The organism is Nocardioides albidus (genome assembly GCF_006335005.1).
Taxonomy (GTDB): domain Bacteria; phylum Actinomycetota; class Actinomycetes; order Propionibacteriales; family Nocardioidaceae; genus Nocardioides; species Nocardioides albidus.
This window is the reverse complement of sequence record NZ_VDMP01000025.1, coordinates 297,737-314,856: the sequence shown is the minus strand read 5'-3', so window position 1 is coordinate 314,856 and position 17,120 is coordinate 297,737. Positions and strand designations below refer to the sequence as shown.

Sequence of the window (17,120 nt, the reverse complement as noted above, 5' to 3'; positions counted from 1 at the left end):
CCAGATCCGGATCGAGGCGACCCCTTGACGGGAGGTGATCCCTGCCACACACTTAGCCAACAGACTCAATCAAATGACCAACTCCGGAGGCTGACATGAACCACGACCACACGACGGAGACGGCCGACATCGTCGTCATCGGCGCCGGGCTCTCCGGCATCGGCGCGGCGACGTACCTGACGACCGACTTCCCCGACAAGAAGGTCCTCCTGCTCGAGGGCCGCGACGCGGTCGGCGGCACGTGGGACCTGTTCCGCTACCCCGGCATCCGGTCTGACGACTCCGTGCACACCTACGGCTACGCGTTCAAGCCGTGGATGCACAAGGAGGCCATCGCGGACGGCGCCTACATCCGTGACTACATGGTCGAGACGGTCAACGACTTCGGACTCGACGAAATCCTGCGGCTGCGCCACCGCGTCACCGCGGCCGACTGGTCCAGCGACGACGCGCGGTGGACACTGCACGTGGCCGTGACCGACGAAGCGGGCAACGAGACCCGCAAGACCATCCGGACGAGGTTCGTCTTCAGCGGCACCGGCTACTACAAGTACGACGAGGGGTTCGAGCCCTACTTCGAGGGCCGTGACGACTTCGAGGGCGACATCCTCCACCCGCAGCACTGGCCCGAGGACTACGACCACAGCGGGAAGCGCGTGGTCATCATCGGCAGCGGCGCGACCGCCGTGACGCTGCTCCCCGCGATGCTGGCCGGCGAGGGCGCGGCCGCGCACGTCACCATGCTCCAGCGCACCCCGAGCTATGTCGCGTCGATGCCCCGGGTCGACAAGGTCGCCCAGCTCCTCATGAAGGTCCTCGGCGTCAAGCTCGGCTACTCCGCCACGCGGCTCAAGAACATCTGGCGCGACCACTTCATCGTCACCGTGCTCTGCCGCTTCCCGAACTTCGGACGCAAGCTCCTGCGCAGCATGACCGCCAAGGAGCTGCCGGCCGGCTTCGACGTGGACACCCACTTCGCGCCGCCGTACAGCCCCTGGGACCAGCGCCTGTGCGCCACCCCCGACGGTGACTTCTTCGAGGCGATCCGCGAGGGCAATGCGGACGTCGTGACCGACCAGATCGAGCGCTTCACCTCCGACGGCATCCAGCTGAAGTCCGGGCGGACGCTCGAGGCCGATGTCATCGTCACCGCGACCGGTCTCGTCATGCAGATGCTCGGCGGCATCAAGCCGACCGTGGACGGCACGCCCGTGGACGTGGCCGACACGGTTCTGTACCACGGCGCCCTCATGTCCGGCGTGCCCAACTGGGCGATGATGCTCGGCTTCACCAAGGCGACCTGGACCCTGCGGATCAGGAACGTCACCCGCCTCGTCGCCGACGTGATCCGCGAGATGGACCGCAAGGGCTACGACACCGCGCTGCCCGTCGCGCCGGAGGGGATGGCCACCCAGAGCCTCTTCGACCTCTCTGCCGGCTACATGCAGCGTGCCCAGGCGGAGCTGCCGCGCCAGGGCGCGGGCAAGCCGTGGCGGATGCACACGACCTTCGTGAAGGACAACCGACTCTTCAAGGGACGCCTGATCCACCGCGACCTGCAGTTCTCGAAGCGGGCCGTCGAGGCTCCGCACCTGGTCAGCGTCGAGGCCGCGTCATGAGCGCCGCGGAGTTCACCCTCGGTCAGCGGCTCCAACGCGCCCTCCTGGTCGCGCTCAGCCGGTTGCCCGCCGGACTGCAGCGGCTGCTCGCCCGGCCCGCGACCAACACGGCCGGCGACACGATGGCGCCCGACGTCGCGCTCCTGATGAAGCTCGGCGAGTCCGGCCCGGACTACAGCGACCTCACGCCGGCGGAAGCGCGCGCGACGACGGAGCGGGATCTGGCCCTCTTCGCGGCCCGCGTCGCACCGTGCGCGGTCGAGGAGGAGATCGAGATCGGGGACGGCGTTCTCGCCACCCGCTACAGCAACGGCACGCCCGAGCGTGGCCTGGTCCTCTTCTTCCACGGCGGCGGATTCGTCATCGGCAGCCGCGCGAGCTACACCGCCCCCGTGCGCATGCTCGCCCACGGCACCGGCGCCGACGTCGTGTCGGTCGAGTACCGCCTCGCTCCGGAGCACCCCTTCCCGGCGCCGCAGGACGACGCACTCGCCGCCTGGCGGTACGTCGTCGAGCACGCCGCTGCGTGGGGCGTGGACCCGCACCGGATCGTCGTGTCCGGCGAGAGTGCCGGCGGCAACATCGCCGCCGTGCTGTGCCAGCAGGTGCGGGGGGAGGCCGTGCAGCCGATCCTCCAGGTGCTGATCCAGCCGGTCACCGACCTCGTGGAGCACCGCCCCTCGCAGGACGAGTTCGTCTCCTCGCCCGCCCTCTCGGCCAAGCAGGTCGCCTGGTTCGTCGAGAACTACCTCCCCTCCGGGACCGACGTCGCGGACCCGCGGGTCTCCCCCTACCGCGCGTCGTCGCTCGCCGGGCTGCCTCCCGCGATCGTCAACCTCGCCGGCTTCGACCCCCTCCACGACGACGGGCTCGCCTACGCGACGGCCCTCCTCGAGGCGGGCGTCGCGGCACAGGTCGACCTCGAGGCCGGCCTGGTCCACGGCTACATCTCCTACACCGCGATCAGCCCGAGCTGCCGGGCGGCGACCGAGCGGCTCGTCGCCTCGGTCGCCCAGGCCCTGGACCGCACCGACCACGCCCCCTCCGTCACCAAGGCGAGCTGACCACCATGCCCACCTCACACCGCACCGACGTCCGCGAGGAGACCCACGAGATCGTCGTCATCGGCGCCGGCATGGCCGGGCTGATGGCGGCGACCACGCTCGCCGAGCGCGACGTCGTGGTCCTCGAGGCCAGCGACCGGGCCGGGGGGCGCGTCGACACCGTCCGCCGAGGCGACTACTGGATCAACGTCGGCACGCAGTTCACCGAGGGCACCGGCCCCCTGATCGACGCGCTGCACCGGCACCAGGTCCCGATGGGGACCCTCGAAGGCAAGTCGGTGGCCCTCCACCTCAGCGGCGAGCAGGTCGACACGTCGAACCCGTTCGCCCTGATGTTCAAGTCCAAGATGACCTGGCGCGACCGGTTCGGCCTGGCCCTCGTCGGCTCCCGGATCCTGGCCAACGTGCCCTTCCTGGAGATGAGCGAGGACAACCGCTGGGCGAACCGCGTCCGCGCGAAGCTCGACCGTCGCCGCGCCGACTTCGTGCTCCGTGGCGTCAGCTCCGAGCTCACCCACGAGATGGTCCGCTCCTGGTCCGGGCAGTGGATGGGCTGCGAGCCGGAGGAGACGGCCGCCCGGCAGTTCGTCTTCTCGATGGGCATCCTGCTGACCGACCCCGAGAAGGTGCCGAACCTGACCCTTCCCCAGGGCGGCAACCAGACCCTCACCGACATCCTGGCCGAGGACCTGGGCGACCGGATCCGGCTCAGCTCTCCGGTCAGCTCCGTGCGGTGGACCGCCGACGGCGTCGTCGTCGACTACCGGGACGCCGACGGACCGGTCCGGATCCGGGCCTACCGCGCGATCGTCGCCGTACCGGCCGACATCGCGGTGCGGATCATGCCCGGCCTACCGGCCGAGTACCGGACGGCCCTCGAGGCCATCCGCTACGGCCGGTACGTCGTGGTCGGCTTCTTCACCCACGAGGACGGCGTGCCTCAGCGCTGGGACGACCACCTCGCGGTATCGACGCCGGGCCGGTCCTTCCAGGCGATCTTCAACCACGCGGCGGCCGTACGCCGCGGCGGCGTCCGCAAGCCCGGCGGCGCGCTGGCCTGCTTCGCCGGCGGCGGCGAGGCCGACCGGCTCTTCGAGCTCACCGACGAGGAGATCGTCGCCCGGTTCACCGCCGACCTGCTCGACGTCTACCCGGAGCTCGAGGGCAAGGTCGACGCCGGCATCCTGCGCCGGCACCCACGGGTGGTGCCGTTCTGGGGACCGGGTGGCCGCGCCTCCCTGGAGACCCTCAAGCACAACCTCGGCCCCGTGCACCTCGCCGGCGACTACCAGCTCGACATGCCCTCGCTCGCCGACGCCGCCGCGTCGGGCGAACAGGCGGCGCAGCGGGTTCTCGCCAGCCTGATGCCCAATTAGGCGTTGCGGGGCAGCACGGTCAGCACGCGCTCGACGTGGTCGCGGAACTCGCTGATGTAGCCGCGCAGGAAGTCGGCCGTCCCCTCGTCGGTGACCTGCCCGTCGACGTACGCGTCGGGGTCGAAGTGGATGTAGGCCTCGGGCGCGGTCATCTGGCGCGCGTTGCAGAAGCTGAGCACACCGCGCAGGCTCTGCTGGGCGACGGCCGTCCCGATCTGGCCGACCGAGGCGCCGATGACCCCGGCCGGCACGTGGTCGAAGGAGTTCTGGCCCCACGGCCGCGAGGCCCAGTCGATGGCGTTCTTCAGCGCGCCGGGGATCGACCGGTTGTACTCCGGTGTGATGAACAGGACGGCGTCCGACGCGGCGATGGCGTCCTTGAGGGCACGGGCCTCGGGCGGGTAGTCGGCGTCGAAGTCCGGGCTGTAGAGCGGCAGGGTCCCGATCGGGATCTCGGTGAACTCGAGGTCCGCCGGCGCCAGGTTGATCAGGGCCTGGGCCAGGACCCGGTTGATCGAGGTCGAGGACAGGCTGCCGACGAAGTAACCGACCTGGTACGTGCTCATGGATGCGGCTCCTCACGAAGGTGCGCCGGCGCGGGTCGCCGGACGTGCCTTGAGACTTGCACCACCCGGACCCCGCGCGGAAGACCCCCGACGCTCAGACGCCCCCCGGCAGGGTGCAGCTCGTGTAGTTGCGGCGCTCACCTCGTCGAGCTGTGGCGGCAGCGTCGGCCCTACTACCCTGACGGCCGCCCGGACCTGCTGAACAGGTTCATCCGCGACGCCCTTGCGCCCGGGGTAGACCCGGCCGAGGTTCACCGAGCGTGCGAGCGCTACGTGATGGAGGAGCGCATCGGGCGGGTCCGCTGCCCCACGCTGGTGCTCGAGCCGACCGACGATCCGTTCGCCCCCGCGTCCCGCAGATCGTCGCTGGGCTGACCGGTGCGTCGTCGGTAACGCCCGCCCGGCTCGAGGGCGCGACGATCCCGGCCATGGAGCAGTGCGCCGACCAGGTGGGCGCCCACCTGCGCGCCTTCCTCGCAGCGGCCGGCTGATCAGCACCGACGCCCGGTTGCCTCCCGTTTCCTCGAGCGTGTGCTCCCCCCGGGGATGCACCAGCCAGTGTTCAGTTGATCCAGCCTCGCAGCTGCCGACCACGGTGGCCCAGAGGCGCGATCCGTCGGACTTCGGGTTGCGTCGACCAGTTGGCGGACGATCGCGTTGGTGAGCGGGGCGGACTGCGCCGCTTCCAGCACGCCTTCCTCGGCGCTCCGCTCGGGTCCGATCACGCCGACGACGTCATGGGCGAGAAGGTCGGAGCGGTGTTGTTCGCCGGGGACCAGAGCCTCGACGTTGATGTCGTGATCTCGCACTGTCGAACGATGCTCGCCGACTTCAAGGTCCCGCAGTTCGTCGCCGTCACTGCGGCCACTCCCCCGCAACCCAGGGGCAAGCTGCTCAAGGGCATCCTTCGCGAGAACGTGTCGTGGACTCCAGTCACGGGACGGCGCTAGCGGGAGGAAGGGTCTCACCTCGCGACTGGAGGGTTCTCCGGATGTGGCCCACGACGGGCACGCCGAGCTGATCGGCAGCCTCAGACCACAACGCCTCGAACGTGGTCCGATATCTCCGCGATGATGCTCGGCCACAGTTGCACCGGCAGGTTGTGGCCCATCCCGGCAAAGACCACGAGCCTAGCGCCGGGTACCACCTCCGCCGTGGCCTCGCCGCCTTCGAGGGTGACCAACGGATCGTCTTCCCCATGGAGCACCAGAGTGGGTACGGTGGTTCGCGACAGGCCGGGCCGGCGATCGGGCGAGCCCATGATGCACACCATCTGCCGGACGACACCCTCGGCATCGCCCTCGCTGCGTTCCCACGCCACCTTTACCCTCGCGGCGAGCGCCTCCTCGTCGAGCGGGTATCCCGGTGACCCGATCACGCGCTGGACCTTGATCGCTCGAGCGACGGCTGAGGGCAGGTCTGTCCCGGGTGGTGTGAACAGTGCCGCCATCGCCGCTTCGGTCGGCACGCCGATCTCTGGTGCCGGGGTGGACATGATCGAGGTGAGGCTGAGCACTCGTGAGGGGTGGGCAATCACCAGCTCCTGCGCGATCATTCCGCCCATCGAGGCCCCTACAACATGTGCCGCCTGCAGACCGAGCGCGTCGAGCAGGCCGACGACATCGCCCGCCATGTCCGCCAGTCGGTAGGGCGGTTCGAAGGACTTCCCCTCTGCGGCCGCCTCGAGGTCAGGCACACCCAAGGCGGTGAGGTGGCTGGAGAGGCCGATGTCGCGATTGTCGAACCTGATCACTCGCAGGTGCTCGGCGGCCAGGAGCCGGCAGAACTCGTCGTCCCAGGCCACCATCTGGGTCCCCAACCCCATGATCAGCAGCAACGGCGGATCCGAGTCGTCCCCGAACGATTCGTAGGCGAGATCGAGGTCTCCGGCCCGAGCGTGTCGCACTGGCAACTCAGGCCGGGGCCGACTCGTCAGACGGGCCGGCGGCGCGGCTGGCTTGCTCCGCTAGGTCCAGCCACTTCAGAGTGAGCTCGTGTTGGGCGGCCAGCAGGCGGCTGCTCAAGGCGAAGTTCGCCTCGATCGCCTCGCGGACGCTCGGCGGCGCGTCGAGCCAGGCCTCCGGCTTCTCGTGATACGGCCATTCGAACACGGCGGAGGTCGCCGCGACGGGTGACACGGGCGGTTGCGCGGCCCATGCGGCCATCTGCTCCTCGGTCTGCTTGAAGGCGGCGATCCACGCGTCGCCGATCTGCTGGGTGAGCTCCTCATAGGTGGCCATGACTTGTTCCTCTCGGGTGGGTTCGGATGCGTTGTCGGTCTTGGCAGGTTGCCTGCGCGGCGTCGCGGAGAGCCGGCGGCGCACATAGGCGCCGGGGGCGTCCGCGAGGGGCGGATGCTTCTGGCTGCCGCACGTCTGGGGCGCGGGGCGATACGCGGGGGTTCGTTCGCTGGTCCACTCGTTCCAGTGATCCCACCACGTTCCATCGTGCTCGGTGGATCCGGCGAGCCAGGACTCCGGGTCCGAGCCGGAGACGGGACCCGTTCGATACCGGGCCCGCGGAGTTCCGGGAGGTCGCGAGACGGTGGTGACGTGTCCTCCCGTGGCCCGGACGAAGGTGACGTCGCCGCCGAGGAGACAGGTCGTGCGGAAGCAGCCCTGCCAGGGCGAGACGTGGTCGGTGGATGCGCCGAGAACGTAGGTGTCGACGGTGATGTCGCGAAGGTCGAGGGGTACGCCGAGCACCGTCGTAGCACCAGGTCGCACCAAGGCGTTGGTCGCCGTGGCTTCGATCATGTCGACGCCGAAACGGGTCGCGAGATTCGTCTGGTCCGCGGCCCAGTACAGCAACGGGATGGCGGGCGGACGGCGCCCCAGGACGTAACTGTTCACGACCGGCATCCAGATCGCTTCGATCGGGCGCATGAAGGAGAACGAACGCGCTGAGTCGTTGCCGTCGAAGTAGCCCAGCTCACGAGCACGGTCTTTGGCGGCCTCGGCCGCTTCATCGTCGGGGAAGGAGGTGCCGGCAGCGGCGAAGTCGTCGTCGATGACGGCGATCGCGATGGTGAGGGTGGCCAGCTCGCTCTGTCGATCCACGGCTGCGAGGTATGCCGCTGCCAACGCGGCGAGCACCCCACCTCCGCACATCCCGACCAGGTGCAGCTGCGGTGCGTCCGTGATCTCCCGGGTGACCTCGACGGCCTCGGCGATCGCGGACACATAGGTGTCGAACCCACAGTCCGCGTGCGACTCGTCGGGGTTCACCCACGACAGAGCGAAGACCTGGTGGCCCCGTTCGAGCTGGGCGGCGACCACGGACTGCTCGGGGCTGAGGTCGATCGAGTAGAACTTGTTGATCGTCGACGGCACGATCAGCGACGGCGTGACAGACACATCTGTGGCACGAGGTGCGTACTGGATGAGTTCGCAGATCCGATTGCTCCATACGACCTTGCCAGTGGTGGCGGCGATATTGACGCCGATCTCGAACGCTTCGTGGTCGACGGTCGTTGGAAGCCCGGTCGGCGAGGCCAGGTCGCCGACCCAGTTGGCGAAGCCCTGCAGCAGACTGCGACCACCCGTGTCGATGGCTTCCTTCCACGCCGCTGGGTTCGTGAACGGGTTGTTGGTCGGCGCCCACGCCGCGAGCTGGTTGTCGACAGCCAACTGCAGCCGCGCACGCGTCCGGTGGTCCAGGTCGACGCAGTCGAGGAGTCCCTGGATGGCCCGGCAGGTCGCCAGATAGCTCTGCGCCAATTGGCGGAAGTAGGCGTTGTTCGTCCATGCGGGGTCCGCGAACCTACGGTCCAGTGGCAGTGGCTCGGCGTCGTCCATCGCCACAGCAGCCAGGTGCGCCGCGAGGTCTCGCATGCGCTCGGACACGACACCGGGCACGGTAGAAAGCGCGTCGATCCAGCGCTGGAGGTCGGCTGGCGCGAACAGTCCGGTCCCGTCGGCTCCGGCCCGTGAGTGAAGAACTGCTCCGAACTCGGAGCCGCCCCAAGGGACGTCGCCGGATGGGGCGCTCATCGCCCGCCACCGCTGTCGAATCCCTCCGCTGCCACGCCGAATCCCGCTTCTGAACTCGCTGGGCTGTGCGGAATCGTGCCGGCGTGGGCGAACCCTGGAAAGGTCGATGTGGGCAGCGATGTCTCCTCAACGACGGGCATCGGCCGTCTCCTTCCTTCCGTCAGCAGCGACATCGTGTCGATCGCGCACGCAGGCTTGTCTGACTCTTTGACTTCGACGGTCACCCGGGTGACCTCAAGAACGGGGCCGAAGGAGCGAGGCCATACCGACCGCCGCAATGAGGATGCCGCCGGTCACGATGTTGTTCAGGTAGGCCGGGGTGTTCATGATGCCCAGGCCCGAGAACACGACCCCGAGAATGAGTACCCCGATCACCGTGCCGGCGATGTGGAACTCCCCTTCACGCCAGGTGGCGGAACCCAGGAAGGCCGCCGCGAAGGTGCCGAGGAGCAGTCCGACGGCGCCCTGTGGTTGGCCGCTGCCGAGCTGACCGGCCAGGACGACGCCTCCGGCCGCCGCCATCGTCGAGCAGGCGACGAAGGCTCCCACCGTGATGCGCTTGACATCGATGCCGGCGACCCGGGCAGCCTCGGGGCTGCCCCCGACCGCGTACATGTGCCGACCGGCAGCAGTGTGCTGCAGGATGACCCACACGACGAACGTCACCACACCCGCAGCCAAGGCGGGAGCGGGCAGTGGTCCCCAAGCCTTGAATCCGAAGTCGAGGAACTTCGGCGAGAGGCCGGTCGAGAACGGGGTGATCGAGTACCAGACCAGGAGACCCTGGATGATCGAGCTGGTTGCCAGGGTCGCGAGCAGTGCATTGACCTGCAGGCGCGTGACGAGCAGCCCGTTGACGAGTCCCACGAGCGCTCCGGAGCCGAGTGCCGCCGCTATCGCCAGAGCAAGGGAGACGCCGTGCTCGGACATCAGCCCGGTGCAGACCATTCCGGCAAGCGTCGCGACCCAGCCCACCGAGAGATCGAACTGTCCCAGCACCAGGACCAGCGTCAAGCCGCCCGCGAGCAGCACCAGGACTGCTGCCTGACTGAGGACAGCAGCGATGTTGCCGGAGGTGAGGAAGCTCGAGGCATTGACCTGGAAATAGGCGACGAGCAGAACGAGCGCGATGACGGTTCCGAAGCGGCTCAACGCGGTGCGGATCTGGTTGACCATGTCAGGCCGACTTTGCGAAGCAGAGCTCGAGGATTCGGTCTTGCGTGATGTCGCTTCCGTGGAGTTCACCGACGACCTTCCCTTCCTGGAGGACGATTGCCCTGGATGCCAGACCTTCGAGATCCTCGAGGTCCGAGGAGACGAGCACGATTCCCTTGCCCTGGGACGCCAGGGAGCGAATGAGGTTGAAGATGTCTTCGCGGGCACCGACGTCGACGCCACGCGTCGGTTCGTCGAGCAGCAGGACGTCGGGCGAGCGGAGCATCCAGCGCCCGAAGATGACCTTCTGCTGGTTGCCGCCACTCAGGGAGCGCACGGGCAGCTCGAGGCTGGCGCTCTTCAGCCTCACCTGGTCCGACATGCCGGCCACCGCGTCCTTCTGGCGTCGTCGGCTCACGATGCGGGTGATCTTGTGGGAATAGCGCTGCATGGATCCCAGCAGCATGTTCTCCCGAACAGCCATGTCCATCGCCAGACCGGCAGCCCGACGTTCTTCGGGAACCAGCCCGAGACCGGCTCGGACCGCCTGCCGCGGTGTACGGATCGCAGTCTTGTCCCCACGGATCTCCACCGACCCCGACGTGGGATGTCGCAGACCGTAGATGGCCTCGATGAACTCGGTGCGACCAGAGCCGACAAGGCCGGCCAACGCGACGACCTCACCCGCCCGGACCTCCAGGCTGAGCGGGCCGAGCTGCCCGACGCAGAGGTCGTGGGTGGCGAGCACCGCTGTCTGGCCGCCACTCGCGGCCACGCCGTCGGAGAGTCGCTTGACGATGGGGCGGCCTGCGATCGCCTCGATCAACTGCGGCTTGGTCAGCTCCGAGGTCGGCGTGGTCGAGATCCAACGGCTGTTGCGCATCACGGTCACGCGATCGCAGATCTCGAAGATCTCGTCCAGGCGGTGGGTGATGTAGACGATCGTCGTCCCCGCGTCACGGAGACGTCGGACGAGCTGGTGCATGTGCTCGACTTCCGCGGCGGACAGTGATGCCGTCGGCTCGTCGAGGATGATCAACCGCGGTTGTCGTACGGTCGCGGCAAGGGTGTTGACAACCACCTGTTGAGCCGTGCTCAGCGAGCGGATCTGAGCCTTGGCGGAGATGCCGAGGTTCCAGTCGTCGAGAAGTGTCTGGACCTCGCGATACAGCCTTCGCCAGTCCACCAGCCCCAAGCGACGCGGATAGCCCCCGGTGAGCGCGACCACCTCGGCCACCGTCACCAACGGCGCCAGTGCCAGCTCCTGGTGCACGAGGGCGACGCCCTGGGACCGGGCGACGGATGGAGTGATGGCCTCGTAGGAGTGCCCGTCGAACTCGATGGTCCCCTCGTCGGGAGCTATGTCCCCGGCGAGGATCTTGCACAGAGTGCTCTTCCCCGCACCGTTCTCTCCGGCGAGCGCGTGGATCTCGCCCGGCAGCAGGTCCCAGGCGTCCACCTCGACAGCGGTCACGCCGCCGAAGGCCTTGCGCAGGCCCGTGACATTGACCGCGATGGCTCCGCGCGCGGATGCCTCGGCAGCGTGACCGCTCATCGAGTCACTCCCAGTACTTCGTCGGCCAGCCCTCGGGCAGCCAAACGTCGAGCTCGATGGCGTCGCCCTCGGGGTGCTCGGACTTGGTGAAGACCCCGACCTCGATGTCCGGCTCCTTGTCGGGCGAGCCACCGTCGAGGATGTCGGCGATGTCATCGACGGCCCCCTTGCCCGGCGCGGCGCCGGCGAAGCCTGCCGTCATCGTCAGCACCGATTCCGCGTCGTTCAGCAGCTCGATCGCGGGAGTCGTGCCGTTGAACCCCGCGACGATGAAGTCCTTCGGGGTTCGGCCCGCACCCTGGGCAGCCTTGGCGGCAGCAACTGCGGGAACATCCCAGCAGCTGAGGATGCCGACGACGTTGTCATGTCCGGCCAGGTATTGCTTGGTCCAGGTGTCCGCATCAGCAGCGGCGTTGGTGCCGTTGATGTGGTACTTCACGATCTTCACGTCCGAGTGGCCCTTGGCAGCCTCGTCGAAACCGGCTTCGCGCCGCCGGCAGGGCGACGCTTCCGGCAGCACCTGCTCGACGACGACGGGGTTGGCGACACCCAGTGCCTTGACACCGGTGAAGAAGTCCTCGGCCATCTGCTTGCCCAGGTCGGTGTCGGGATAGGCGCGATTGACAGACACGCCTTCGACGCTGTCGCCCGCGTTGATGCTGACGACCGGGATGTCCGCGGCCTTCGCTGCCCGGAACGCACCGGCCAGCGCGCTGTTGTCGCCAGCGATGTTGATGATCCCGTCGACCTTCTGGCTGACGAATGTCTGGATCGCCGCGTACTCCTTCTGCGGGTCGTAGTTGGCGTCGATGATCTTGACCTCGAAGCCCTTCTCCTTGGCTTCTCGCTTGATGGCCGCCTCGAGCCGGGAGACGGCCTGGTCGGCGGAGATCAGGCTCATGACACCGATGACCTTCTTGCCATCGCCACCGCCGCTGCCGCCTGCGCCTTCACTGCACGCCGTGGTGGCCGTGGCGAGGAGTGCGATCCCGAGCACCGCGGTCGTCAACCTCTTCATTGGGGTCCTTCTCTCTTCCTGGTCAGGATTAAGTGGGTTCCGAGATCACGTCGGAGCCGACAACTCGGGTCAGCGACCGCTTCGCTCCGCCTGACGACGCAGCTCAGCACGCGCCAGACTGTTCTTGTGGACCTCGTCGGGACCATCCGCGAAGCGCAAGGTGCGGTTCATGGCGAAGGCGGCCGCGAGGACCGTGTCCTGCGAGAGGCCGGCGGCACCGTGGACCTGGACGGCCTTGTCGAGAATCCACTCGACTGTCGACGGCGTCGCGATCTTGATGGCCTGGATCTCGGAATGTGCACCCTTGTTGCCGACCGTGTCCATCAACCAGGCAGTCTTGAGGACCAACAGTCGCAACTGCTCGATGCGGACTCGCGACTCGGCGATCCAGTCTCGGATCACTCCCTGCTCTGACAGCGGCTTGCCGAAGGCGACGCGCTGGTCGGCGCGGGCGCACATCAGCTCGACGGCCCGCTCGGCGGCGCCGATCGCGCGCATGCAGTGGTGGATCCGGCCCGGGCCGAGTCGGGCCTGCGCGATGGCGAAGCCGTCGCCCTCATTCGCGATCAGGTTGCCGACCGGGACCCGCACGTCAGTGAATCGCAGTTCAGCGTGCCCGCCGTGCTCGTAGTCACCGTAGCCGAGCACGTGCATGCCACGGACCACCTCCAGGCCCGGGGTGTCCCGCGGGACGAGGACCATCGACTGCTGGCGGTGACGCTCGCCCTGCGGGTCGGTCTTCCCCATCACGATGAGGATCTCGGCTCGTGGGTTCATCGCACCGGAGATCCACCACTTGCGTCCGTTGATGACGTATTCGTCACCGTCCCGAACGATGCTCAGCTGAATGTTGGTCGCGTCAGAGGAGGCGACATCCGGCTCGGTCATCGCGAAGGCGGACCGGATCTTCCCGTCGAGCAGAGGAGTGAGCCAGCGCTTCTTCTGCTCCTCATTGCCGAACAGGGTGAGAACCTCCATGTTGCCGGTGTCCGGCGCCGCACAGTTCATCGCCGGCGGCGCCAGGGCGAGGCTGCGCCCGGAGATCTCAGCGAGGGGCGCGTATTGCAGGTTGGTCAGCCCACCACCGTGCTCACCCGGCAGGAAGAGGTTCCACAGGCCCCGCTTCCTCGCCTCCGCCCGCAGTTCCTCGATGACGGGCACCGAGTCCCAGGCCCACGGATCATCGAGGGCGGCGTGCTGCTCGGCGAACACAGGTTCGGCCGGGTACACGTGGGTGTCCATAAAGTCGAGCAGCACATGGCGCAGTTCCTCGGTGCGTGCGTCGAATCCGAATTCCACTTCTTCATTCCTCCATAGCGTCTAGTCCGAGTTGGAGCAGAGGTTCGACGGCCGCGCCGATGTGCTCGAAGCCGTCGCCGACGGTCTGTCCGTGCACGTAGCGGAAGTGGATCCCCTCGAGGATCACGGCGAGCTTGAACGCCGCCAGCCCGAGATGGAACGACAGGTTGGTCAGGTCGCGACCACTGCCGGCGGCATAGCGCTCGAGGGCCTCCGCCTCACTGACATGGCCCCGCGCGTTGACGACATCCGAGATGACCGGACTGGTGTACTCCTGCCCCAGCCGGCCGTACACGGCCATCACCGCCAGGTCCATCAACGGGTCACCGAGAGTGGCCATCTCCCAATCCAGGACGGCAGCGATGCGGTCCTGGTCATCGACCAGCACGTTGTCCAGGCGGTAGTCCCCGTGCACGATGCCGGGAGCGGACTGGACCGGGACTCTGCGGAGCAGCCGTTGATGGAGGACGGCGGCCGCCGGAAGGGGGCGGCTGAGCGAGGAGTCCAGTTGCTTCTGCCAGCGACGGACCTGACGTTCCAGGTAGCCTTCGGGCCGGCCGAAGTCCCCCAGCCCGACCTCCGAAGGCACCACAGCGTGCAACGCGACCAGCGTGTCGACGACGCCCAGCGAGATGGCGCGCGTCCGCTCTGGTCCGCGCTCCTCCATCTCGGCGGCCGTGCGCAGCGCCACACCGTCGACCAAGCTCATCAAGTAGAACGGGGCTCCCAGCACTTCGGCGGTGCTGCACAGCCTGATCGCCTGCGGCACCGGGACAGCCGAGCCACGGAGCGCTTCGAGGACGCGGTACTCCCTACCCATGTCGTGTGCGGTCTCCAGGACATGGCCGAGAGGTGGGCGACGTAGCACCCAGGTGTGGGACCCGTCGCTGATCTCATAGGTGAGATTCGAACGACCCCCGGCCAGGAGTCTCGAGGTCAGCCCGGACGCGTCGGTCCGCCCGTCGGTCAGGCCGTTCTCGACCAACCATGCGTGGAGCCGTGCATGGTCGACCCCCTGTACGTCACGGCACTCAGGCTCGGGACCAGGCCTGTCGCTCATTGTCCCGCTGCCTCGAGCGTGAGCCCTCCGTCGACGACCAGCGTCTGTCCCGTGATCCAGGACGCGTCCTCGGACAACAAGTAGCTGACCGGTCCGGCCACGTCCGCTGACGTACCGAGCCGTTGCAACGGGTAGGCCGCCGCGATCCGCTCCTCCTGGCCCTCGTAGAGGAGGCGGGCGAAGTCGGTCTTGACCACCGCCGGCGCGACGGCGTTCACCCGCACTGTCGGGCCGAGCTCGACCGCGAGGCTCGCGGTGAGCGAGTTGATGAGCGCCTTCGTTGCTCCGTAGAACGCGATACCGCGTGCCGCTCGGAAGGCGGCGACAGCCGAGACATTGACGATCGCGCCGCCGTACTCCCCCATGTGGGCCCGATACGCCTGCTGCGTCCAGGACAACACCGTCATGCAGTTGACGTCGAACGTCTTCTGGGCTGCGGCGGCATCCAGCCCGACGAGGTCGCCGTACACGGGGTTGACGGCCGCATTGTTGACGAGAAGGTCGACGGCTCCGAACCGCGTCATCGCCACGGCGACTGTCTGTGCCTGGTGGTCGGCGTCGGCGGCGTGGCCCGCGACGCCGTGCAGGCGCCCCCCGTGGTCGATCGAGGCAAGGGCCGCGTCGAGGGACTCCGGTCGACGACCGGTGATGACGACATTGGCGCCCTCGGCGACCAGCCGCTCGGCCACAGCCAGCCCGATTCCGCGGCTACCACCGGTGACGATGGCGGTCTTGCCGACGAACCTCTCCGCGGTCACGACGGGCAGCCGAGACGTGATGCTGCTGCTCATCGGCTTCCCCGATCCTGCGTGCCGAGCATGACACCGAACGGGTCGACTTCGGTGCGCAGCACATCGAGGTACTCCTGGTCGGGCCTGGGCGTGGTCGGTACCGACGAGTCGACTCGGAGGTCGAATCCGGTGTGCGCGAGAACGTCATCGATCGAGGAGGTTGCGTGGACGGAACGCAGTTTCATCAGTCCTTCTTGGTCGAAGTCGAGAACACACCGGGGCGTGACGACCAAGGAGGGCCCCGCCCCGCCGTACCCGTACTCGGCGGCTCCGGCACGCTGTCGTGGAAGGGGCGGTCCGCAGCGGTAGTCGACCTGACCGACGAAGTTGCGCTTGTCGTGCCGGGGCATCATGACGATCTCGCGCCCGAACAGCGTCATGTGCTCGGGGATGAGGATCGGGCCCACCAGTGCGCGGAAGCCGCCACCGGGGAGGTTGATGCGATGGGTGTTGAGGGCGCCGGTCCGGTCGATCTGGGCGGCACTGGAGAAGCCCAGGGTCACGTCTCCTCGCTGGGCGTTCATGACGCCGGGGAACCGTTGACCGCGGGCGTCGCAGGGCAGCGTCAGGAGCTCAGGGTCGAACTCGCTGACCGGTGGCCGACGCATCTCTCGCAAGTCGGGGTTGACGATCCAACCGGCCAGCAGGACCGTCAGGTTGGGAGCGTGGGTCTTCTGCGCGAGGACCGCTGCGGCCAGCGGGATGCCAGCAGCGAAGAGCGCCGTGCGGTCGCCCGTCACCAGCCCTGTGAAAACGACGTCGTCGTCACGCATCTCCGACGCGATCAGCACGGCCAACTGCTCCTCGAGCGTCGCGGGTGGTCCCAGCACCGACGGCGACGTGGATGGCGTGATCATGCGTCCCCCTGCGTTCGTCCGGTTGCGGCCTGGCTCCGCCACGACGCGGAGTGCCGCTGCTTGCGGTAGTCGTCCTCGGTCGAGCCACAGACCTCCCGCGCCGTCGCGCCACTGCTGGTGGCGTCCAGGTACTCCTGGATGCCGGGGTCGTCCGCCGGGTAATAGCCCAGCACAGAGGTCGGATGGGCACCTTGAGGAGCCTCCACGACCGCGGTGACCTGGAAGGCCGGGATCTCGACCAGATCGGGCCGGGCACGCAGGACTTCCGGACTGACGATCTCCTCGACGGTGACGATGACGGTGTCGCACGCCTGGGCCAGGATGACGTCCAGGCTATGCGAGAGCTGTCGCTCGGCAGGCAGGGCGATGTTGCCGTGACAGTCACCACGCCCCGCATGGATGACCACAACATCGGGTGCTGCCGGTGTGACCGCGTAGTAGGGCCGCCCGGTGATCGGGCATTGTGCCGCCACGATCTGCGGATTTCCGTCGACCAGGTCGCTCCCCGCGATGCCGATGACCGGCCAGAAACTGAGTCCCGCCTGGCTGGCACGGAACCGGTCAAAGCCGACCTGCTCGGAGAAGGTGACGAAGTCGACGGCTCCCGATTCCCATGCAGCACTGAAGTTGGGAGCCCTGCCGAACCGTTCCAGGCCGACGTACGACGTCTCGACGGATCGCAGCAGGCCTGCGGCAGCGAGCAGGTCGACCTCGAGACCGTTGACGTGCCCGATCACCGTGAGGTCGCCGATGCCCTGTCGGACCAGC

16 protein-coding genes are annotated in these 17,120 nt (G+C 68.1%); 4 read left to right on the top strand and 12 right to left on the bottom strand.

Going from position 1 to position 17,120, the window contains the following annotated elements; genetic code table 11:
* Positions 1 to 95 precede the first annotated feature (95 nt).
* From FHP29_RS14670 to FHP29_RS14660, 3 genes are read left to right on the top strand one after another with little or no spacing between them, the layout of a single operon-like run.
* Positions 96 to 1,619, top strand: a complete 1,524-nt coding sequence (locus FHP29_RS14670; protein WP_139623599.1) for a flavin-containing monooxygenase — start codon at positions 96 to 98, stop codon at positions 1,617 to 1,619.
* On the top strand, positions 1,616 to 2,683 hold the full coding sequence (locus tag FHP29_RS14665) for an alpha/beta hydrolase (RefSeq protein ID WP_139623598.1): 1,068 nt from the start codon (positions 1,616 to 1,618) through the stop codon (positions 2,681 to 2,683). Before FHP29_RS14670 ends, FHP29_RS14665 begins: the two co-directional genes overlap by 4 nt.
* Before the next feature lie 5 nt (positions 2,684 to 2,688).
* A complete protein-coding gene (locus tag FHP29_RS14660; RefSeq protein ID WP_139623597.1) occupies positions 2,689 to 4,059 on the top strand; it encodes a flavin monoamine oxidase family protein in 1,371 nt (456 codons plus the stop codon).
* Here FHP29_RS14660 and FHP29_RS14655 read toward each other — a convergent pair.
* Positions 4,056 to 4,625, bottom strand: a complete 570-nt coding sequence (locus tag FHP29_RS14655; RefSeq protein ID WP_139623596.1) for an NADPH-dependent FMN reductase — start codon at positions 4,623 to 4,625, stop codon at positions 4,056 to 4,058. The genes FHP29_RS14660 and FHP29_RS14655 overlap by 4 nt on opposite strands.
* A 641-nt stretch (positions 4,626 to 5,266) precedes the next feature.
* On the opposite strand from FHP29_RS14655, the gene FHP29_RS14650 reads away from it, so the two are divergent.
* Positions 5,267 to 5,575, top strand: a complete 309-nt coding sequence (locus FHP29_RS14650) for a hypothetical protein (protein WP_139623595.1) — start codon at positions 5,267 to 5,269, stop codon at positions 5,573 to 5,575.
* An 80-nt stretch (positions 5,576 to 5,655) separates the two neighbouring features.
* Here FHP29_RS14650 and FHP29_RS14645 read toward each other — a convergent pair whose 3' ends face one another.
* The 11 genes from FHP29_RS14645 to FHP29_RS14595 form a co-directional block, all read right to left on the bottom strand.
* On the bottom strand, positions 5,656 to 6,462 hold the full coding sequence (locus tag FHP29_RS14645) for an alpha/beta fold hydrolase (protein WP_205014133.1): 807 nt from the start codon (positions 6,460 to 6,462) through the stop codon (positions 5,656 to 5,658).
* Positions 6,463 to 6,538: 76 nt separating this feature from the next.
* Positions 6,539 to 8,470 (bottom strand): PHA/PHB synthase family protein, encoded by a 1,932-nt coding sequence (locus FHP29_RS14640; protein ID WP_158296582.1) that lies wholly within the window; start codon positions 8,468 to 8,470, stop codon positions 6,539 to 6,541.
* 143 nt (positions 8,471 to 8,613) lie between these two features.
* The gene (locus FHP29_RS14635) at positions 8,614 to 8,841 is read right to left on the bottom strand and encodes a hypothetical protein (protein ID WP_139623592.1); all 228 of its coding nucleotides are present in this window, start codon (positions 8,839 to 8,841) and stop codon (positions 8,614 to 8,616) included.
* 10 nt (positions 8,842 to 8,851) lie between these two features.
* A complete protein-coding gene (locus FHP29_RS14630; protein WP_139623591.1) occupies positions 8,852 to 9,793 on the bottom strand; it encodes an ABC transporter permease in 942 nt (313 codons plus the stop codon).
* 1 nt (position 9,794) lies between these two features.
* The gene (locus FHP29_RS14625) at positions 9,795 to 11,327 is read right to left on the bottom strand and encodes a sugar ABC transporter ATP-binding protein (protein ID WP_158296581.1); all 1,533 of its coding nucleotides are present in this window, start codon (positions 11,325 to 11,327) and stop codon (positions 9,795 to 9,797) included.
* Between the two features lie 4 nt (positions 11,328 to 11,331).
* Positions 11,332 to 12,345 carry a sugar ABC transporter substrate-binding protein gene (locus tag FHP29_RS14620; RefSeq protein WP_139623589.1) on the bottom strand — a complete coding sequence of 338 codons (1,014 nt, stop codon included), beginning with the start codon at positions 12,343 to 12,345 and terminating at the stop codon, positions 11,332 to 11,334.
* Positions 12,346 to 12,414: 69 nt separating this feature from the next.
* Entirely contained in the window at positions 12,415 to 13,644 is a 1,230-nt protein-coding gene (locus FHP29_RS14615; RefSeq protein WP_139623588.1) for an acyl-CoA dehydrogenase family protein, read from the bottom strand.
* Between the two features lie 4 nt (positions 13,645 to 13,648).
* Positions 13,649 to 14,704, bottom strand: coding sequence for a phosphotransferase family protein (locus tag FHP29_RS14610; RefSeq protein ID WP_139623587.1), 1,056 nt, complete (start codon positions 14,702 to 14,704; stop codon positions 13,649 to 13,651).
* Entirely contained in the window at positions 14,701 to 15,495 is a 795-nt protein-coding gene (locus tag FHP29_RS14605) for an SDR family oxidoreductase (RefSeq protein WP_139623586.1), read from the bottom strand. Before FHP29_RS14605 ends, FHP29_RS14610 begins: the two co-directional genes overlap by 4 nt.
* Positions 15,492 to 16,286 (bottom strand): hypothetical protein, encoded by a 795-nt coding sequence (locus FHP29_RS14600; protein ID WP_139623585.1) that lies wholly within the window; start codon positions 16,284 to 16,286, stop codon positions 15,492 to 15,494. The genes FHP29_RS14605 and FHP29_RS14600 overlap by 4 nt, the downstream gene beginning before the upstream one ends.
* A gap of 62 nt (positions 16,287 to 16,348) precedes the next feature.
* Positions 16,349 to 17,120, bottom strand: a 772-nt coding sequence (locus tag FHP29_RS14595) for a CoA transferase subunit A (RefSeq protein ID WP_158296580.1), incomplete at its 5' end; no start/stop codon positions are given.